This is a genomic window from Streptomyces sp. WM6372 (genome assembly GCF_001279655.1).
In the GTDB taxonomy this organism is placed as follows: domain Bacteria; phylum Actinomycetota; class Actinomycetes; order Streptomycetales; family Streptomycetaceae; genus Streptomyces.
This window is the reverse complement of record NZ_LGDB01000058.1, coordinates 66,202-85,483: the sequence shown is the minus strand read 5'-3', so window position 1 is coordinate 85,483 and position 19,282 is coordinate 66,202. Positions and strand designations below refer to the sequence as shown.

19 protein-coding genes are annotated in these 19,282 nt (G+C 72.8%); 13 read left to right on the top strand and 6 right to left on the bottom strand.

Going from position 1 to position 19,282, the window contains the following annotated elements:
* Positions 1–2 precede the first annotated feature (2 nt).
* The 3 genes from bioB to bioD are packed head-to-tail and all read left to right on the top strand — an operon-like array spanning position 3 to position 3,283.
* Positions 3–1,256, top strand: a complete 1,254-nt coding sequence (gene bioB / locus ADK52_RS07055) for a biotin synthase BioB (RefSeq protein WP_053688903.1) — start codon at positions 3–5, stop codon at positions 1,254–1,256.
* The gene (locus tag ADK52_RS07050) at positions 1,249–2,562 is read left to right on the top strand and encodes an adenosylmethionine--8-amino-7-oxononanoate transaminase (protein WP_053688902.1); all 1,314 of its coding nucleotides are present in this window, start codon (positions 1,249–1,251) and stop codon (positions 2,560–2,562) included. The genes bioB and ADK52_RS07050 overlap by 8 nt, the downstream gene beginning before the upstream one ends.
* Before the next feature lies 1 nt (position 2,563).
* Positions 2,564–3,283, top strand: a complete 720-nt coding sequence (bioD, locus tag ADK52_RS07045; RefSeq protein WP_053688901.1) for a dethiobiotin synthase — start codon at positions 2,564–2,566, stop codon at positions 3,281–3,283.
* Positions 3,284–3,398: 115 nt separating this feature from the next.
* Here bioD and ADK52_RS07040 read toward each other — a convergent pair whose 3' ends face one another.
* Both ADK52_RS07040 and ADK52_RS07035 read right to left on the bottom strand, forming a co-directional pair.
* Positions 3,399–4,037 carry a hypothetical protein gene (locus ADK52_RS07040; RefSeq protein ID WP_053688900.1) on the bottom strand — a complete coding sequence of 213 codons (639 nt, stop codon included), beginning with the start codon at positions 4,035–4,037 and terminating at the stop codon, positions 3,399–3,401.
* 153 nt (positions 4,038–4,190) lie between these two features.
* A complete protein-coding gene (locus tag ADK52_RS07035; RefSeq protein WP_053688899.1) occupies positions 4,191–4,613 on the bottom strand; it encodes a GNAT family N-acetyltransferase in 423 nt (140 codons plus the stop codon).
* Between the two features lie 202 nt (positions 4,614–4,815).
* Here ADK52_RS07035 and ADK52_RS07030 point away from each other — a divergent pair, with 202 nt between their 5' ends.
* The 5 genes from ADK52_RS07030 (at position 4,816) to mug (ending at position 10,122) form a co-directional block, all read left to right on the top strand.
* A complete protein-coding gene (locus tag ADK52_RS07030) occupies positions 4,816–6,165 on the top strand; it encodes a hemolysin family protein (protein ID WP_053688898.1) in 1,350 nt (449 codons plus the stop codon).
* Complete coding sequence (locus tag ADK52_RS07025; protein ID WP_053688897.1) at positions 6,162–7,187, top strand: hemolysin family protein; 1,026 nt, start codon at positions 6,162–6,164, stop codon at positions 7,185–7,187. Before ADK52_RS07030 ends, ADK52_RS07025 begins: the two co-directional genes overlap by 4 nt.
* A gap of 69 nt (positions 7,188–7,256) precedes the next feature.
* A complete protein-coding gene (locus ADK52_RS07020; protein ID WP_053688896.1) occupies positions 7,257–8,048 on the top strand; it encodes an SGNH/GDSL hydrolase family protein in 792 nt (263 codons plus the stop codon).
* A 71-nt stretch (positions 8,049–8,119) separates the two neighbouring features.
* On the top strand, positions 8,120–9,553 hold the full coding sequence (gene purB, locus ADK52_RS07015) for an adenylosuccinate lyase (protein WP_053688895.1): 1,434 nt from the start codon (positions 8,120–8,122) through the stop codon (positions 9,551–9,553).
* Positions 9,550–10,122 carry a G/U mismatch-specific DNA glycosylase gene (gene mug / locus ADK52_RS07010; RefSeq protein ID WP_053688894.1) on the top strand — a complete coding sequence of 191 codons (573 nt, stop codon included), beginning with the start codon at positions 9,550–9,552 and terminating at the stop codon, positions 10,120–10,122. The genes purB and mug overlap by 4 nt, the downstream gene beginning before the upstream one ends.
* On the opposite strand, the gene ADK52_RS07005 is transcribed toward mug, so the two are convergent.
* From ADK52_RS07005 to ADK52_RS06995, 3 genes are read right to left on the bottom strand one after another with little or no spacing between them, the layout of a single operon-like run.
* Positions 10,119–10,553: a hypothetical protein gene (locus tag ADK52_RS07005; RefSeq protein ID WP_053688893.1), complete on the bottom strand. Its 435-nt coding sequence runs from the start codon at positions 10,551–10,553 to the stop codon at positions 10,119–10,121. The two genes, mug and ADK52_RS07005, sit on opposite strands and share 4 nt — an antisense overlap.
* 40 nt (positions 10,554–10,593) lie before the next feature.
* Complete coding sequence (locus ADK52_RS07000; RefSeq protein ID WP_053688892.1) at positions 10,594–11,343, bottom strand: ABC transporter permease; 750 nt, start codon at positions 11,341–11,343, stop codon at positions 10,594–10,596.
* A 29-nt stretch (positions 11,344–11,372) separates the two neighbouring features.
* Positions 11,373–12,284, bottom strand: a complete 912-nt coding sequence (locus ADK52_RS06995; protein WP_053688891.1) for an ABC transporter ATP-binding protein — start codon at positions 12,282–12,284, stop codon at positions 11,373–11,375.
* A gap of 108 nt (positions 12,285–12,392) precedes the next feature.
* Here ADK52_RS06995 and ADK52_RS06990 point away from each other — a divergent pair, with 108 nt between their 5' ends.
* The 3 genes from ADK52_RS06990 to ADK52_RS06980 all read left to right on the top strand — a co-directional run bounded on the left by ADK52_RS06990 (position 12,393) and on the right by ADK52_RS06980 (position 15,482).
* Entirely contained in the window at positions 12,393–13,568 is a 1,176-nt protein-coding gene (locus ADK52_RS06990; RefSeq protein WP_053688890.1) for a sensor histidine kinase, read from the top strand.
* Between the two features lie 4 nt (positions 13,569–13,572).
* On the top strand, positions 13,573–14,223 hold the full coding sequence (locus tag ADK52_RS06985; RefSeq protein WP_053688889.1) for a response regulator transcription factor: 651 nt from the start codon (positions 13,573–13,575) through the stop codon (positions 14,221–14,223).
* A gap of 101 nt (positions 14,224–14,324) precedes the next feature.
* Positions 14,325–15,482 (top strand): ROK family transcriptional regulator, encoded by a 1,158-nt coding sequence (locus ADK52_RS06980; protein ID WP_053688888.1) that lies wholly within the window; start codon positions 14,325–14,327, stop codon positions 15,480–15,482.
* Between the two features lie 84 nt (positions 15,483–15,566).
* Here the strand turns inward: ADK52_RS06980 and ADK52_RS06975 are convergent, their stop codons facing one another.
* Positions 15,567–16,340 (bottom strand): GntR family transcriptional regulator, encoded by a 774-nt coding sequence (locus ADK52_RS06975; protein WP_053688887.1) that lies wholly within the window; start codon positions 16,338–16,340, stop codon positions 15,567–15,569.
* Between the two features lie 332 nt (positions 16,341–16,672).
* Here ADK52_RS06975 and ADK52_RS06970 point away from each other — a divergent pair, with 332 nt between their 5' ends.
* The gene (locus ADK52_RS06970) at positions 16,673–17,524 is read left to right on the top strand and encodes an alpha/beta fold hydrolase (protein ID WP_053688886.1); all 852 of its coding nucleotides are present in this window, start codon (positions 16,673–16,675) and stop codon (positions 17,522–17,524) included.
* Between the two features lie 106 nt (positions 17,525–17,630).
* Positions 17,631–19,226 (top strand): alkaline phosphatase D family protein, encoded by a 1,596-nt coding sequence (locus tag ADK52_RS06965; protein ID WP_420714812.1) that lies wholly within the window; start codon positions 17,631–17,633, stop codon positions 19,224–19,226.
* Positions 19,227–19,282: the final 56 nt, after the last annotated feature.

Below are 19,282 nucleotides of genomic sequence, written 5' to 3'. Positions count from 1 at the left end.
TCATGGACCTGCTGAACACCCTGGTGGACAAGGGGCTGCGGCGCGAGCTGCCGACCCGCGAAGAGGCGCTTGCCGTACTGGCGACCTCTGACGACGAACTGCTCGACGTGGTGGCCGCGGCCGGCAAGGTGCGCCGCCAGTGGTTCGGGCGTCGGGTCAAGCTGAACTACCTGGTCAACCTGAAGTCCGGGCTCTGCCCGGAGGACTGCTCCTACTGCTCCCAGCGGCTGGGATCGAAGGCGGAGATCCTCAAATACACGTGGCTCAAGCCGGAGGAGGCCTCGCAGGCCGCCGCGGCCGGTGTCGCGGGCGGCGCGAAGCGCGTCTGCCTGGTGGCGAGCGGGCGCGGCCCGACGGACCGCGACGTCGAGCGGGTCGGCAAGACGATCGAGGCGATCAAGGAGCAGAACGAGGGCATCGAGGTCTGCGCGTGCCTCGGCCTGCTCTCCGACGGCCAGGCGGAGCGCCTGAAGGACTCGGGCGCCGATGCCTACAACCACAACCTGAACACGTCCGAGGCCACGTACGGCCAGATCACCAAGACCCACACCTACGCGGACCGGGTCGACACGGTACAAAAGGCGCACGCGGCGGGCCTGTCCGCCTGCTCCGGTCTCATCGCGGGCATGGGCGAGAGCGACGAGGACCTGGTCGACGTCGTCTACTCGCTGCGCGAGCTGGACTCGGACTCGGTGCCGGTCAACTTCCTGATCCCGTTCGAGGGCACCCCGCTGGCCAAGGAGTGGAACCTCACCCCGCAGCGCTGCCTGCGGATCCTGGCGATGGTGCGCTTCGTCTGCCCCGACGTGGAGGTCCGGATCGCCGGCGGCCGCGAGGTGCACCTGCGCTCGATGCAGCCGCTCGCCCTGAACATCGCCAACTCCATCTTCCTCGGCGACTACCTCACCAGTGAGGGCCAGGCGGGCCAGGCCGACCTCGACATGATCGCGGACGCCGGTTTCGAGGTGGAGGGCGCCGGTACGACGACCCTGCCGGCGCACCGCGCGGACGCGATGGCGGCGGCCGCGGCCGCGGCCGGCCGGGGGCCGTGCGGCTCCTCGGCGGCCGAGGCGGGCTGCGGTTCGGCGTGCGGAGGCTGCTCGGGGCACGAGCACGAGGCCGTCCCCGCGCAGGCCGCGGCTTCCGAACCGGCTGCGGCGGCGGCCCAGGCCCAGGCTCCGGCCGGCGAGGTCCGCTCGGACCTGGTGGCGGTCCGCCGCCGGGGCGCGGGAACGGATCTCGCCCCCAATGCCTGACCAGCACCTCCCGCTGCCGGCCGCGGAACTGCTCGCGCTGGACCGGCAGCACGTCTGGCACCCGTACGGTCCGATGCCCGGGCGGCAGGAGCCCCTGGTGGTCTCCTCCGCCTCGGGGGTCCGGCTGCGGCTGGCCGAGCCTTCGCAGGGGCAGGACGAGCTGGTCGACGGCATGTCCTCCTGGTGGTCGGCGATCCACGGGTACAACCACCCGGTCCTGAACGAGGCCGTGACCGACCAACTCGGCCGGATGTCGCACGTGATGTTCGGCGGGCTCACCCACGAGCCCGCCGTCCGCCTCGCCGCCCGGCTGGTCGAGATCACCCCGCCCGGCCTGGAGCACGTCTTCCTCGCCGACTCGGGTTCGGTCTCGGTCGAGGTCGCGGTGAAGATGTGCCTCCAGTACTGGCGTTCCATCGGCCGGTCCGGCAAGACCAGGCTGCTGACCTGGCGCGGCGGCTACCACGGGGACACCTGGACGCCGATGGGCGTCTGCGACCCCGAGGGCGGCATGCACGAGCTGTGGTCGGGGATCCTCCCGCAGCAGCTGTTCGCGGACGTCCCGCCGAGCGGGTTCGACGCGCCCGTGGATCCCGCGTACGTCGACCACCTGCGTTCCCTGCTCTCCGCGCACGCGGACGAGCTGGCCGCGGTGATCGTGGAACCGGTGGTCCAGGGCGCGGGCGGCATGCGCTTCCACAACCCGGGGTACCTGCGGGTGCTGCGCGAACTGTGCGACGAGTACGACGTCCTGCTCGTCCTGGACGAGATCGCGACGGGCTTCGGCCGCACCGGCGCCCTGTTCGCGGCGGACCACGCCGGGATCACCCCGGACGTGATGTGCCTCGGCAAGTCCCTGACCGGCGGCTACCTCACGCTGGCGGCCACCGTGTGCACGGCGCGGGTGGCGGAGGGGATCTCCCAGGGCGCCGTCCCGATCCTCGCCCACGGACCGACGTTCATGGGCAACCCGCTCGCCACGGCCGTGGCGCTGGCCTCGATCGACCTGCTCCTCGGGCAGGACTGGCAGCGCGAGGTCAAGCGCATCGAGGCGGGCCTGCTGGAGGGTCTGGCTCCGGCGCGGGAGCTGCCCGGTGTGCGGGACGTGCGGGTCCTGGGCGCGATCGGCGTGGTCCAGCTGACGCACGAGGTCGACGTGGCCGCGGCGACCCGGGCCGCGGTCCGCGAAGGCGTGTGGGTACGCCCGTTCCGGGACCTGATCTACGTGATGCCGCCGTTCGTCACGGGCGACGCCGACGTGGCCCGCATCTGCCGTGCGGTGTGCGCGGCGGCGCAGGAGGGCTGACATGACGGTACTGATGGTCTCGGGCACGGGCACGGAGATCGGCAAGACGGTGGTCACGGCGGCGGTCGCGGCCGCCGCCGTGGCGGCGGGCCGCTCGGTGGCGGTCCTGAAGCCGGCCCAGACGGGCATGGAACCCGGCGCTCCGGGCGACGCGGCGGAGGTGGTCCGCCTGGCCGGGCCCTCGGTCACGGCGGTGGAACTGGCCCGCTATCCGGAGCCGTTGGCCCCGGACACGGCGGCCCGCCGGGCGGGCCTTCCGACGCTCTCCCCGACGGAGATCGCGGAGGCGGCGCGGGACCTGTCCGGTTCCCACGACCTGGTCCTGGTGGAGGGGGCGGGCGGGCTGCTGGTCCGCTTCGACGAGGCCGGCCACACCCTGGCCGACGCGGCCCGCCTGCTGGACGCCCCCGTCCTGGTGGTCACCCCGCCGGCGCTGGGCACCCTCAACGCGACGACCCTGACGGCGGAAGCCCTCCGGGCCCGGGGGCTGCGGGCGCCGGGCGTGGTCATCGGCAGCTGGCCGGCGGAGCCGGACCTCGCATGCCGCTGCAACCTGGCGGACCTGCCCTCGTCCTCGGGTCTCCCGCTGCTGGGCGTCGTACCCGAGTCCTCGGGGTCCCTGTCCCCGGAGTCCTTCCGCACGGCGGCCCCCACGTGGCTCGCCGCCACCCTGTCGGGCACCTGGTCCCCGGAGTCCTTCCTGACGACCTGGCAGCCCTGACCCGGCAGCCCTGACCCGACACCCGGACCGATCAGGCCCGGCGGCGCCGTCCGGCCCGCCGGGCCGTTCCGTCCGCCGGGCTTTCCGCCTGCGGGGCGTCCCGTCCGCGGGGGGTTCAGTGGCCGCCGCGCGGCTCCCGGCAGCCGCCCTCCATGTAGACGCCGTGCGCCTTCACGCTCACCGGCGGGCTCACATGGCCGGTCACGCACGGCCCGCTCTCCGGGATCGACAGGACGAAGGAGAGGTTGCCCGTACTCGACGCGTACACGTCTCCCGTGTCCACCGTGTAGCCCATCCCGGTCAGGAGCCCGCTGAGCTCCTGCGTGGTCCGCGGTGCGCCCTTCCCCTCGGGGCCGCCCAGCGCCGCCCTGATCCGTGCGGCGTGCGCGTCGCCGCGGCACTGGGCGGCGGGCGTGAGCTCGACCTCCTTCTTGTACCCGTGGTTCTCCGCGTACTTGCGCGCCTCGGGGTCCGTGGGCAGGTCGTCCGGCGCGGCCGACCTGGCCGGCGCCACGCTCGCCTTGCCCTCGCACTGCGCGGCCACCTCCGGGAAGAGCTTGTCGTGGCGGGCCACCGCGGCCGCCGCCTGCGCCGCGTAGTCCGTGCTCTGGCCGGGCGCCGGCACCGGAGACGGGTCCGTGACCGCGCCGCTCCCGGCCACCGTGGTGCCGCAGGCGGTCACGCAGGCGGTCATGACGAGCATTCCGGCGGCGAGCAGTACGGCACGGGCGGGCGGGGCGGTACGGGAGGTCACTGGGTCTCCACTTCCTGGGGCGGACCCCGACGGCCGGGGCGAACGTTCGGATCACCCGATTGTCGTCACGACACGGCCCCGAACTCCTGAGTACGCGTACTCAGCCGGTCACCGGCACCGGTTCCGCCGGCCCGCCGCGGCCCGTCCCAGCCCTCAGACCAGCGGCTTGACCCAGCGCGTCCACTGGTCACCGGGGCGGTACCCGGCAGCCGCCCATGCCCCGTGCGCCCGCTCGTTGCGGTCCAGCACCATGGCGTCGGCGCGCAGTCCGCCGAGCTCGCGGAACCGTTCCTCCGCGGCGGCGAGCAGCGCCGACCCGATGCCCTGGCGGCGGCGGTCCGGGTGCACCGCGAGCCGGTAGAGGTGGCAGCGCCAGCCGTCGAATCCCGCGATCACGGTGCCGACCAGTTCGCCCTCGCGCCGGGCGAGCAGCAGGGCGTGCGGATCGCGGGCGTGGAGCCGCTCGACCCCGGCGAGGTCGTCGCTGATACTCGTTCCCTCGGCGGCCGTCTTCCAGAAGTCGAGCACTGCGGCGAGATCAGCGGCGGAGGCGGGACCTATATGAAGATCGCTCATGGCCGGATCCCATCATCCGGTTGCGTCCGCCAAAAGAATGATCCGACCTCTTTGCCTTTCCTTTACTATGGTGCCAGCGGTCGACGACCGAAACCGACCCGGACGAAAGGTGTGAGAGTCCGCCCATGGGCGAGCCCCCCAGTACCCGACATCGCGCGATACCCCTCCTCCTGGCCGATCATGGGACGGAGGTGACGGACCGATGACCGAAGTGCTCCTGCTCCTCGTGGCGCTGCTGCTCTGCCTTGCCTGCGGGGCCTTCGTCGCGGCGGAGTTCTCGCTGACCACCGTCGAGCGCAGTGAGCTCGAACAGGCCGCCGAGCGCGGCGAGCGCGGGGCGGAGAGCGCCCTGGCGGCCGTCCGGAGCCTCACGTTCCAGCTCTCCGGCGCCCAGCTCGGCATCACGGTGACCGGCCTGGTCATCGGCATGATCTCGAAGCCCTCGATCGCCGCCCTGCTCCAGGGCCCCTTCGAGGCGATGGGGTTGTCTCCCGGCGCCGCCTCCTCCACCGCCCTGATCCTGGGCACCGTACTGTCGACCATCGTCCTGATGGTCGTCGGCGAGCTGGTCCCCAAGAACTGGGCGATCTCCTCCCCGCTGGCCATCGCCAAGCGCGTGGCCACCACGCAGCGGGTCTTCAGCCGTACCTTCCGGCCGTTCATCAGCCACCTGAACACCACGGCGAACCACATGGTCCGCCGGCTCGGCATGGAGCCGGCCGAGGAGCTGGCCTCCGCCCGCACCCCGCAGGAGCTGGTGGCGCTGGCCCGGCACTCCGCGAAGGCGGGCGCGCTGGAGAAGGACACCGCCGAGCTCTTCGTACGGACGCTGAACCTGGCCGACCTGACCGCGGAGAACGTCATGACCCCGCGGGTCCAGGTCACGGCCCTCGACGTGCAGACCACCGCCGAGGACGTGGCGAACGCGACGCTCGCGACCGGCCTGTCGCGCTTCCCCGTCTACCGCGGGAGCCTCGACACCGTCGTCGGAACCGTCCACATCAAGGACGTGCTCGCCCTGCCCGCCGAGGAGCGGCACCGCCGCCCCGTCTCGCGGCTGCTGCGCGATCCGCTGCTGGTACCGGAGTCGCTGACCGTGGACCGGCTGCTGGACCTGTTGTCCGGCCGCCAGACGATGGCCGTGGTGATCGACGAGTACGGCGGCACGGCCGGCGTGGTGACCCTGGAGGACATCGTCGAGGAGGTCGTCGGCGAGGTGCGCGACGAGCACGACCCGCACGAGACCTCGGACCTGGCCCCGGCCGGTACGGACGCCTCCGGGCGCCTCCTCTACTCGGCCGACGGCGCCGTGCGCACCGACCAGCTGGAGCGGATCGGACTGCGCGTGCCGGACGGCCCGTACGAGACCCTCGCCGGGCTGATAGCGACCGAGCTGGGCCGGATCCCGGCCGTCGGCGACGCGATGGAGCTGGCCGGCTGGCGGCTCGACGTGGAGGACGCCAGTGGCCGGCGGGCCGCGCGGGTGCTGCTGCACGCGCCGGCCGAGCCGGGGCAGGAGCCGTCGGACAAGGGTGGGGAGGGAGCGCGATGACCGTGCTCCAATTGCTGATCGGCCTGGCGACCCTGGTCGTCAACGCCTTCTTCGTCGGCGCCGAGTTCGCGCTGATCTCGGTGCGGCGCAGCCAGATCGAGCCGTACGCCGAGCAGGGCGACCGGCGGGCCCGCGCCGTGCTGTGGGCGCTGGAACACGTGTCGGCGCTGATGGCGGCGGCCCAGCTGGGCATCACGCTGTGCACCCTGGTGCTGGGCGTGGTGGCCGAGCCGGCCATCGCGCACCTGCTGACCCCGCTGTTCGACCTCGTCGGAGTGCCCTCGGGGCTGAGCCACGTGATCTCGTTCGTGGTGGCGCTGGCGCTGGCGACGTACCTGCACATGCTCTTCGGCGAGATGGTGCCGAAGAACGTGGCGCTGTCCGAGCCGGTGCGCACCGCGCTGCTGCTCGGGCCGCCGCTGGTGACCCTGACCCGGGCGCTGAGGCCGGTGATCTTCGCGATCAACGCCTTCGCCAACCTCCTGCTGCGGCTGCTGCGGGTGGAGGTGAAGGACGAGGTCGCGGCGACGTTCTCGGACGACGAGCTGGCCCGGATCGTGAAGGACTCCAGCGACGCGGGACTGATCGACGACCGGGCGAGCGAGCGGCTCCACGACGCCCTGGAGCTGGGGCGGCGGCCGGTCACGGACGTGGTGCTGCCGCTGGACCGGGTCGTCGTGGCCCGGGAGGGCGTCACGCCGACGGCCCTCCAGCACCTGTCCGCCGAGTCCGGGTACTCCCGCTTCCCGGTGATCGACGCCCAGGCCGGGATCCTCGGGTACCTGCACGTCAAGGACGCCCTCGACGCGGACGGGCCGGAGCGGGACCAGCCGTTCCCGGCCTCCGCGCTGCGTCCGATCGCCCAGGTACGGGCGGAGACCCCGCTGGACGACGTGCTGACCGCGATGCGGCGCAGCCGGACCCATCTGGCGGCGGTCATGGGCTCGGGTGGGGCGATGACGGGCCTCGTCACGATGGAGGACGTGCTGCGCGAGCTGTTCGGCAGGCCGGCCTCCGCCTGACGCGGCTGCCACCGCGGTGGTGCCCCGGCCCTCCACGGCCGGGGTACCGCGCGGTAGCATCGCTGCGCCATGGAGATGAATGCGTCTTACACCAGTTTCGTCGCGGTCGGCGACTCCTTCACCGAAGGCATGTCCGACCTGCTGACCGACGGCTCCTACCGCGGCTGGGCCGATCTGCTGGCCGCCCGCCTCGCGGCGCGCGAGCCCGGCTTCCGCTACGCGAACCTCGCGGTCCGCGGGAAGCTGATCGGGCAGATCGCCGAGGACCAGGCCCCGGTCGCGGCGGCCATGGGCGCGGACGTGGTGACGCTGGTCGGCGGTCTGAACGACGCGCTGCGTCCGAAGGTCGACATGGGCCGGGTGCGCGGGCACCTGGAGGACGCCGTGGGGCTGCTGGCCCCCACGTGCAAGACGCTGGTGCTGATGCGCTCGCCGGGACGCAACGGGCCGGTGATGGACCGCTTCCGGCCGCGCATGGAGGAACTCTTCGGCATCATCGAGGAGCTGGCCGCACGGCACGGGGCCCTGGTCGTGGACCTGTACGGGGCCGGGGTGCTGGCCGATCCCCGCATGTGGGACGTGGACCGGCTGCACCTGACGGCCGAGGGCCACCGCCGGGTGGCCGAGGCGGTCTGGCAGACGCTGGGCCTGCCGCCCGAGCAGGACTGGCGCGCCGAGCTCGCGGCGGCGGTGCCGCCGGGCTGGGCCGTGCGCCGGTCCCAGGACCTGAGCTTCGCCCGGCAGCACCTGCTGCCGTGGGTCGGCCGCCGGCTGACGGGCCGCTCGTCCGGGGACGGCCGCCCGGCCAAGCGCCCGGAGCTACTCCCGTACGAGGCCACCGCAGGCGAGCCGCTCTCGTAGCAAGGCACAATCCGGGGTGGGGTCCCTACCTGCGTAAACGCACAGCTGCGGCCCAAGTAGAATCCCTACACGTGACAGCCAAGCCCCGCATCCCCAATGTCCTGGCCGGCCGCTACGCCTCCGCGGAGCTCGCCGTCCTGTGGTCCCCCGAGTACAAGGTGACGCTGGAGCGGCGGCTGTGGCTCGCCGTGCTCCGCGCCCAGAAGGACCTCGGCATCGAGGTCCCGGACGCCGCCCTCGCCGACTACGAGCGCGTCCTGGAGACGGTCGACCTCGCCTCCATCGCCGAGCGCGAGAAGGTCACCCGGCACGACGTGAAGGCCCGTATCGAGGAGTTCAACGCCCTCGCCGGCCACGAGCACGTCCACAAGGGCATGACCTCGCGCGACCTCACCGAGAACGTCGAGCAGCTCCAGATCCGGCTCTCGCTGGAGCTGGCCCGCGACCGTACGGTCGCCGTCCTCGCCCGTCTCGGCAAGCTGGCCGGCGAGCACGCCGAGCTGGTCATGGCCGGCCGCTCCCACAACGTCGCCGCGCAGGCGACGACCCTGGGCAAGCGCTTCGCCACGGCGGCCGACGAGCTGCTGGTCGCCTACGACCGGCTGGAGAACCTGCTCGGCCGCTACCCGCTGCGCGGGATCAAGGGCCCGGTCGGCACCGCCCAGGACATGCTCGACCTGCTGGGCGGCGACGCCGCCAAGCTGGCCGACCTGGAGCAGCGGATCGCCACCCACCTCGGCTTCGCCCAGGCCTTCACCTCCGTCGGCCAGGTCTACCCGCGCTCGCTCGACTACGACGTGGTCACCGCCCTGGTGCAGCTGGCCGCCGCCCCCTCGTCGATCGCGAAGACGATCCGCCTCATGGCCGGCCACGAGCTGGTCACCGAGGGCTTCAAGCCCGGCCAGGTCGGCTCCTCCGCGATGCCGCACAAGATGAACACCCGCTCCTGCGAGCGCGTCAACGGCCTGATGGTCATCCTGCGCGGCTACGCCTCGATGACCGGCGAGCTGGCCGGCGACCAGTGGAACGAGGGCGACGTGTCCTGCTCCGTGGTCCGCCGGGTGGCCCTGCCCGACGCGTTCTTCGCGTTCGACGGCCTGCTGGAGACCTTCCTGACGGTCCTCGACGAGTTCGGCGCCTTCCCGGCCGTCGTGGCCCGCGAGCTCGACCGCTACCTGCCGTTCCTCGCGACCACCAAGGTCCTGATGGGCGCGGTGCGGGCGGGCGTCGGCCGCGAGGCCGCCCACGAGGTCATCAAGGAGCACGCGGTGGCCTCCGCGCTCGCCATGCGCGAGCAGGGCGCCGAGCGCAACGAGCTGCTGGACAAGCTGGCGGCCGACGAGCGGATGCCGCTGGACCGGGCCCAGCTCGACGCCCTGATGGCCGACAAGCTGTCCTTCACGGGCGCGGCCGGTGACCAGGTGGCCGCGGTGGTCTCCCGCATCGAGGCGATCGCCAAGCAGCACCCGGAGGCCGCCGGGTACGCGCCGGGGTCGATCCTCTGACCCCCGAGGAGCTGAGCGCCGCCCGTGACCGCGTCCTCCCGGACGTGGTCGCGGGCGGTCTGCGTGTGCTGTTCTGCGGAATCAATCCGGGTCTCCTCTCCGCCGCGACGGGCCATCACTTCGCCCGCCCCGGCAATCGTTTCTGGCCCGTCCTGCACCTGTCCGGCTTCACCCCGCGCCGCCTGGATCCCGCGGAGCAGGAGGAGCTGCTGACCTACCGGCTCGGCATCACCAACGTCGTCGCCCGCGCCACGGCCAGGGCCGACGAGCTGAGCGCCGAGGAGTTCCGCGAGGGCGGCCGCATCCTGACCGCCAAGGTGGAACTGCTGCGCCCCCAGTGGCTGGCGGTCGTCGGAGTCACCGCCTACCGCACGGCCTTCGACGAGCGGAAGGCGCAGATCGGACCCCAGGACCGGACCATCGGCTCCACCCGCATCTGGGCGCTTCCCAACCCGAGCGGCCTCAACGCCCACTGGACCGCGGAGTCCATGGCCCAGGAGTACGCCCGCCTCCGCACGGCCGCCGAGTCGGCTGCCCGGCACGCTCCCGAGCCGAACCCGGAGTCCTAGGGCGGGTCGATCACGGTCACCGCGGCCATCAGCTGCGGTGAGTGGTCGGCCCCCCAGCGGGCCTCGTAGACGGCGACCCAGCGGTTCCCGACCCGCCAGAGGTGGAGGTGGTCGCTGGTGTCGCCGATCTCCTGCCACGGCTGCTCCGCCTCCCCGGCCTCCGTCCGCAACCGCAGGCTGTCGAGCGTGAACCGGTCGGGCTTGCCCCAGCGCTCCTCCAGCCGCTGGGCCAGGGCCTCGAACTCCGCGGACACCTGGTCCTCGTGCGCCAGGCGATCGGCCGCGTCCTCGTCCCCGTACCACCGGCTGCCGCCCAGCTCCGCGAGGTGGTAGCCGGGCCCGCTGGTGCCCACTTCGGACCTGCCCCGGACGTCGGGGAAAGCACGCGTCCGGAGCCGGTCGATCGTGTCGAGATGCTCTGCCGTGGTCATGCCGTCAGTATCGCGTCGAGGTCTGACAACTGGCCCGTCGTCACGCGTCCCGCCGGCGCACCGCCAGCCAGCCGCCGGCCAGCGCGGCCGCCGCCCACAGCGCCAGCACCCCGAGGCCGCTCCAGGGACCGAGCCGACCGCCGGACTCCAGGTGCATGACGAGCTGTCCCGCCTGGTCCGGCAGGAACTCGGCGACACTGCCCGCGGCCTGGCCGATGATGAACGGCACCATCACGACGAAGGGTATGAGCACGCTCAGCACGACCGCCGCACTGCGCAGCACCGCCGTCAGTCCGGCCGCGAACAGGGCCATGAGCGTGAGGTACGCACCGCTGCCGAAGACAGCGCGGAGCGCGCCCGGGTCCCCCAGCGACATCGCGTGCTGACCCATGAACGCCTGGCCCAGGACGAAGGTGAGCAGCCCGGTGACCTGGCCCATCAGGAAGGCGAGTACGCCCACCATGGCGATCTTCGACAGGTAGAAGCGCGTACGGCTCGGCACCGCGGTCAGCGACGTGCGCAGGGCGCCGTTGTGGAACTCGGCGGACAGCGCGCTCGCCCCGAAGGTGAACGCCGCTATCTGGCCGAAGTTGATGCCGTAGAAGGCGCCGAGAAGCGGGTCCTCCCCCATGCTGCCGGCCTCGGCCTCGCCTACGGCGGCAGATGCCAGAGCCTGTATCCCGGCGCTGGCCAGGAATATGGCGATCAGCGCCCAGAACGTGCCGCGAAGGGAACGTATCTTGATCCATTCCGAGTGCAGGACGGGGACGGTGGGCTGAGCGGCGCTCATGGCGAAGTCTCCTCGGGTCTTGGGGAAAGTCAGTGGGTGGCGGCGAACTGGGCGTGATCGGCGGTGAGGTCGAGGTAGGCCTGCTCCAGCGAGGCGCGTTCGTCGGAGAGTTCCAGCACGGGGATGCCCTCGCGGGCGGCCATGCCTCCGAGCTGCTCGGCCCGTATGCCCTCCACCGTCCAGCGCCCGTCGTCGGCGCTCGCCATCTCGAAGCCGTCCCGGGCCAGGGCCGCCCGGAGCCGGACCGGATCCGAGGTGCGCAAGCGCACCTTCGGGGTGCTGCGGGCCTCGATGAACTCCTCCATGGAGGAGTCGGCCAGCAGCCTGCCCTGCCCCAGCACGACCAGGTGGTCGGCGAGCGCCGCGGTCTCGGACATCAGATGGCTGGAGACGAGCACGGTGCGGCCCTCGGCGGCGAGGCCCCTCATCAGCTCGCGGATCCAGATGATGCCTTCGGGGTCGAGCCCGTTGGTGGGCTCGTCCAGGAGCAGCACCGCGGGATCTCCCAGCAGCGCGGCCGCTATGCCGAGGCGCTGGCGCATGCCGAGCGAGAAGGTCTTGATCCGTCGCTTGGCCGCCGAGGCGATCCCCGCCTGCTCCAGTACCTCTTCGACGCGGCGCACCGGGATGCGGTTGGCGGCGGCGAGGAAGCGGAGGTGGTCCCGGGCGGTGCGCCCGCCGTGGGCCGCCTGGGCGTCCAGGAGCGCGCCGACCCGGTGCAGAGGGTCGGGGAAGTCGGTGAACCGGGCCCCGCCGATCGTGGCCGTCCCGGAGGTGACCCGGTCCAGGCCCAGCAGCAGGCGCATCGTGGTGGACTTGCCGGCGCCGTTGGGGCCGAGGAATCCGGTGACCCGCCCGGGAAGGACATCGAAGGTGAGGTGGTCCACGGCCCGGGTGCGGCCGTATTCCTTGGTCAGTTCTCGGATCTCGATGCTGTTCATGGCTCAAGATTCGCCGCCGGCCCCACCCCCCTTCCTCCCCCATGCGAGGGTGCCGTCTCCCCCACGTGGGGGAGACGTGTCCGGGCCGGTCACTGCCACGATGGGGGCATGTACCGACTGCTCCGTGCCCCACTCCAACCGGTGACCTACTCGCGCTGGTTGCATCTGTGCGTGCCCGTGCTGCTGCTGGCCCTGTGGATGTTCATAGAGCCGGCGTGGCCGTGGATGCCGTTGGTCATCGTCATACCGTTCGGCCTGGTGCCCTGGGTGCGGCTGGCCGAGGGGCTGCAGGCGCGGTTCCTGCTCACGCCGCACGACCGCGGCGACCTCGACAGCGGCATCAGTGCCGCGCCGTCGGCGCGGTGGGGTGACCGGTGGCGGACGCTGCTGTGGCTCGAGGCACGGCTCGTCATCGCGCTCGCCGCCATGGCCGCGACCGTATGGCTCCCGGTGGTGACCGTCGAACTGGTCGCGGCGGCGCTCGGGCACCCGCTCGACTCGGACCTCATGGTCCCCTTTGTTCCGCCGCGTTGGGCCGCGGCGCTGCTCGTCCCGGTGCCACTGGTCCTTCTCCTCGCCATAGTGGTGCTGCTGGGCGAGCTGGTCACCGCGGTCGCACGCCGGCTGCTGGGGCCTTCGGCCGCCGAGCGGCTCACCGCCCTGGAGGCCCGTACCGAGCAGCTGTTGGAGCGCACCCGCATCGCGCGGGAGCTGCACGACTCGATCGGACACGCCCTGACGGTGGCCGTGGTGCAGGCGGGGGCGGCCCGGGCCGCCGGCAACCCCGAGTTCACCGACCGGGCGCTGAGCGCGATCGAGGAAACGGGCCGGACCGCGCTGGAGGACCTGGAACGGGTCCTGCTGGTCCTGCGGGAGTCGGCGCAGCCCGTCTCCCAGCGGCCGACGCTCGCCGAGGCCGACCGGCTGCTGGAGTCGGCCCGGGCGTCGGGGTCGGAAGTCGACGCGCAACTGACGGGACCGTTGGATCAGTTGCCGGGGCCGGTCACCCGGGAGGGCTACCGGATCCTTCAGGAGGCGCTCACGAACGTGCTGCGGCACTGCGGGCCAGTACCGGTCCGGGTCCGGGTGGAGATGGCCGTCGGCAGGCTGGACATGGAGGTCACGAACCCGCTGCCGGAGGGGCCTGCCTTCATCCCCGGCGGCGGGAGCGGGCTGCGCGGGATGCGGGAGCGCGCCGCGCTGCTCGGCGGGGAGGCCGAGACCGGGCCGTTCGAGGGCAGTTGGAGGGTGCGCGCACGGCTTCCGCTGGAGCGAATACGCTGACCGGATGCCGGTTACCGTTCTGCTCGTCGATGACGAGCCCCTGGTGCGCGCGGGTCTGCGTGCCGTCCTGGATGCCCAGCCCGACATCGAGGTGGTGGGTGAGGCGGCCGACGGGGCCTCCGTCGTCCCGCTCGTGCGGCAGCTGAGGCCGGACGTGGTGGCCATGGACGTGCGGATGCCGCTCCTCGACGGGATCGAGGCGACGCGGGCCGTGCTGCGGACCGTGGATTCCCCGCCGAAGATCCTCGTGGTGACCACGTTCGAGAACGACGAGTACGTGTACCAGGCGCTGCGGGCCGGGGCGGACGGGTTCCTGCTGAAGCGGGCCCGCCCCTCCGAGATCGTGCACGCGGTGCGGCTGGTGGCCGAGGGCGACACGCTGCTGTTCCCGGCGGCCGTGCGGGCACTGGCCGCGGAGTACGGGAACCGGCAGGCGCGGGCGGTGCTGAAGCGGGCCGCCCTGACCGAGCGGGAGGAAGCGGTGCTGCGGGCGATGGCGCGCGGGCTGACGAACGTCGAGATCGCCAAGGAGCTGATCGTCGGCACGGAGACGGTGAAGTCCCATGTGAGCGCGATTCTGGGCAAGCTGGGGGCACGGGACCGGACCCAGGCGGTGATCACCGCGTACGAGTCGGGATTCGTCGCCCCGGCCTGAGGGGAGGAGCCGGTTCCGGCCGATGGGGGGCTGCGTCTCGCAGCCGCCCCGGGGGCACAGTACGATCCGGCAGACAAGCTCGCTAGCTGGGAGGACACACGTTGGGGCAGCTGACCGGCGGGGATCCCTCTCTGCTCCGGCGGATCAATTCGGCCGTGGTGCTGCGTGCACTGCGGGCGGCCCAATCGCCGACCCTCACCGACCTCACCCGGGTGACCGGACTGTCCCGGCCGACCGTCGAAGGCGTGGTCGAGGGGCTGATCGGGACCGGGCTCGTCGTCGAGGCCGGCGCGGAGGAGGGTGCGCGGCGCCAGGGCCGGCCGGCCAGGCGCTACCGGTTCCGGGCCGAGGCGGGGCATCTGCTCGGCATCGAGATCGGCTCGCACCGGATCGCGGTACTGCTGTCCGGGCTGGACGGGCGGGTGATCGGCGCCGGCACGAAGGAGGTCGCCGAGACGGCGTCCGCCGACGAACGGCTGGAGCGGGTACGGGCGGCGGTGGCCGATCTGCTGCGGCGGGCCGGCGTACCGCGGGACTCCCTGCGGGCGGTCGGCGTCGGCAGCCCCGGGATCGTGGAGGCGGACGGCACCGTACGCCTGGGCACGGCCCTGCCGGGCTGGACCGGACTGCCCCTCGGCGAGCGGCTGAGGCGCTCGTTCCGTTGCCCGGTACAGGTGGAGAACGACGCCAACGCGGCCGCGGTCGCCGAGCACTGGAAGGGCGCCGCGCAGGACACCGACGACATGGTGTTCGTGATGGCGGGGCTCAGCCCCGGCGCGGGATCACTGATCGGCGGGCGGCTGCACCGCGGCTTCGGCGGGGCGGCCGGCGAGATCGGCGCCCTGCACCTGCTGGGCCGCGACGTCACGCCCGAGAAACTGCTGTCCACGACCGGCGAACCGCTGCACCCGCTGGACGAGCAGGCGGTCGCCGAGGTCTTCACGATGGCCCGCCGGGGCGACGAGCGGGCCGTGGCCGCGGTGGAGCGCTTCATCCAGCGGCTGGTGCACGACGTGGCGGCGCTGGTCCTGGCCATGGATCCGGAGCTCGTCGTGGTCGGCGGCTGGGCGGCCGGCCTGGCCGGCGTCCTGGACCCTCTGCGCCGCGAACTGGAGCGCTACTGCCTGCGCCCCCCGCGGGTGGCGCAGTCCCTGCTCGGCGAGGCTGCGGTGGCCACCGGAGCCCTGCGCCTGGCGCTGGACCACGTGGAGGAAGAACTCTTCGCGGTGGAGAAGACGGTCACGACCCGCCGCCGCTGACCCCGCCGCACGCCGTCAACGCGAACGGCCCCACCCCGGCGCGTGTCGGGTGGGGCCGTTCGCGTTGCGCGTGGGCCGAGGGGGTCAGGAGGCGACGCGGGCTTCGTGCGTTATCTCCACGTCGCCCGAGTCGCCGAAGGTCAGGCGGCAGGTGTCGGCGCGGTACGTGGCGACCGAGACGGCGGCCGTGCCCGCGGCGGTGAAGTACCGCGTGGTAACCACGAGCACCGGCGCACCCGGCAGCCGGTCGAGTTCCTTGGCGTCGTCGGCACGCGCGGAGCCGAGCTCCACCGAGCGGTCCTGCCCGTCCAGGGCGAGCCGCTGCAGCTCGCGCAACACGGCCCGGGCGCGGGCCGGTCCGGCCGGGGCGTCGATGGCGGAGAGTCCGGGCACGGAAGCGGCCGGCACGTACAGCAGCTCGGCGGCGACGGCCTGCCCGTGGGAGACCCGGGTCCGGCGCACGGTGTGCACGGGCTGGTCGGCGGCGCCGGCGCCGCCGAGGAGCTTCAGGACGGCGGCGGACGGCAGGGCGGCGTCGGCCACGTCCGCGTCCACGACCTCCCAGCCGTCGACGCTCTCGCCGGGCCAGCCCTGCCCCGTGCTGCCGACGGCCACCCCGACCCGCGGCGGGGCCACGGTGGTACCGACCCCGCGGCGGCGCTGCAGCCGTCCTTCGAGTTCGAGCTGCTCCAGGGCCTGGCGCAGGGTCGCGCGGGCGACTCCGAAACGGGCGGCGAGCTCACGCTCGTTTGGCAGGACCTCGCCGACCGCGAAGTCCTGGTCGAGCGCTTCGCTGAGGACGGTCTTGAGGTGCCAGTACTTAGGCTCCGGCACCGTTTCGAGCTGCGTGGTCCCCACCCTGACTCCTCCTGCCATCGCTGCAATCGCCGTGTTCCAGCGGCAGTTCCGCGCCCTTGTTTATTAAAGGTTCCTGCACTATCCCTGCGACGATAGGACGGCGCACCCCCTTGGTCAAGACCAATCCTCACCCCTTTACCGGGCACATCGGGCATACGTATCAAGCCGTTCATGCGATGTTCTCGCTCCCCCGACACGCGCCCAGGGCTTGTCCCGCCGGGCTACCGGGCGGTAATCATGGCGTTAGTCATTACTGACAGCCTGTCTCACACGCGTCCACCCGATCGCGTCTCCACCGGTCGAGCGGTCGCGTCCACCCGACGAGGAGCTGCATGACCGCCACGGTCTCCTTCCCGATCGAATCGCCGCTGGGCCCCCGCACCGCCACCGTCGCCTACGAGCGCAAGGGCGCCGGCGCACCGCTTCTCCTGCTGCACGGCATCGGCCACCACCTCCAGGCCTGGCACCCGGTGACCGACATCCTGGCCGCCGAGCACGACGTCATCGCCGTCGACCTGCCCGGCTTCGGCGTCTCGGAGCCGCTGCCCGAGGGGATCCCGTACGACCTGGGCACCTTCGTCCCCGCACTCGGCGCGCTCTGCACGGCCCTCGGCGTCGAGCGCCCGCACGTCGTCGGCAACTCCCTCGGCGGGCTCCTCGCCCTGGAAATGGGCCGCAGCAACCTGGTCCGCTCGGTCACCGCCCTGTCCCCCGCCGGGTTCTGGACCGAGGCCGAACGCAGGTACGCCTTCGCGACCCTGCGCGCGATGCGCGTCGGCGCGCTCACGCTCCCCCACTCCACACTGGAGCGGCTCTCGCACAGCGCCGCCGGCCGGGCCGCGCTCACCGGCACCATCTACGCGCACCCGGCCCGCCGGTCGCCCGAGGCCGTGGTCGCCGAGACCCTCGCCTTGCGCGAGGCCACCGGCTTCGAGGAGACCCTCGCCGCCGGCCGCTCCGTGCGGTTCACCTCGGACGTGCCCGGCCTGCCGGTCACCATCGCCTGGGGCTCGCGCGACCGGCTGCTCCTGCCCCGCCAGGGCGTACGCGCCAAGCACACGGTCCCCGACGCGCGGCTGATCCGGCTCCGCGGATGCGGCCACGTACCCATGAACGACGACCCGGCGCTAGTCTCCCGCGTGGTTCTGGACACGGTGCGCGCCACAACCGGCCAATCGGCCTGAGCCGCTGACGGCTGTTCATCCACGGTTCGGTTGGGCGACGCGGGCGGGCCGGTGTGCGACGGCACACTGGTCCGACCCGTCCCCGCCGGCCCCTGGAGACGCTCCGATGGCACCGATGCCGCACACCCGACGGTCCCTGCTCGGCGGTTCACTCGCCGTTCCTGTGGGCCTTGCCCTGTCCGGCGCGCTCGCCGCGCCCGCCTTCGCCGCGCCCGCCACCGCCGCGGCGTTCACCCGCTCCGGGCGCCCGAGCGCCTCGTGGGGCACCCAGTCCGGTGAGATCACCGCGCACTCGGCCACCGTCTGGACGCGCTCCGACCGGCCGGCGCGGATGTACGTCGAGACCTCCCCGAGCGAGTCGTTCCGCTACGGCGTCCGGCGGCACGGCGGCCCGTTCCTCGGCCCCGCCACCGACTTCACCGGCACCACCACCCTGCGCGACCTGCCGCCCGGGCAGCAGATCCACTACCGGGTGGTCCTGGCCGACCCGGACGACCCGCGCCGCACGGGCGAGCCGGTCCGCGGCACCTTCCGGACCAGCCCCGTCTCGCGCCGCCACAACGTGCGCTTCCTGTGGTCGGGGGACCTCGCGGGCCAGGGCTGGGGCATCAACCCGGACCTCGGCGGCTACCGCGTCTTCGACGAGATGCGCCAGCGCGACCCCGACTTCTTCCTCTTCAGCGGGGACACCATCTACGCCGACGGGCCGATCCAGGCCTCCGTCCCCCTGCACGACGGCAGCGTCTGGCGCAACATCACCACCGAGGAGAAGGCGAAGGTCGCCGAGACCCTCGCCGAGTTCCGCGGGAACTTCCGCTACAACCTGCTCGATCGCAACCTGCGCGACTTCAACGCCCAGGTGCCGGTCCTCGCCCAGTGGGACGACCACGAGGTGCGCAACAACTGGTACCCCGGGCAGGTGATCGACGACCCCCGCTACACCGTGCGCGACGTCGACACCCTCGCCGGCCGCGCCCGCCAGGCCTTCGGCGAGTACTTCCCGGTCACCGACCTCCGCGGCGGCCGCGCCGAGGGCCGCATGTACCGGGTGATGCGGTACGGGCCGCTGCTCGACGTCTTCGTCCTCGACATGCGCACCTACCGCGACGCCAACTCCCCCGGCCGCCAGAGCGTGGACCCGATCGGCATCCTCGGCGGGGAACAGCTGGCCTGGCTCAAGCGCGAGCTGTCGCGCTCCCGCGCCACGTGGAAGGTCATCGCCTCCGACATGCCGCTGGGCATCGTCGTACCCGACGGCGCCGAGAACTTCGAGGCCGTCGCCCAGGGCGACCCGGGCGCCCCGCTCGGCCGCGAGCTCCAGATCGCCGAACTCCTGCGCCACATCAAGCACCAGCGCATCACGGGCACCCTCTGGCTCACCGCCGACGTGCACTACACGGCCGCGAACCACTACGCCCCCGAACGGGCCGCCTTCACCGACTTCGCGCCGTTCTGGGAGTTCGTCTCCGGTCCCATCGGCGCGGGCGGGTTCCCCGCCGGGAAGCTCGACGCCACCTTCGGCCCCGAGACCGCCTACGTCCAGTCGGCACCGCTCGCCAACATGTCACCGTCCGAGAACCCCCCTTACTACGGGGAGGTCGAGATCGACGGCGAGTGCGGGGAGCTCACCGTCCGGTTGCGGCGCCAGGGGGGCGGCGTACTCTTCACGACCTCGCTCCAGCCCGGACGCGTGGGCCAGTAACCACCGCAGGCGCCGGGGTCTCCTGAACCCCGGCGCCGACCGTCCGGAGCCCGGAA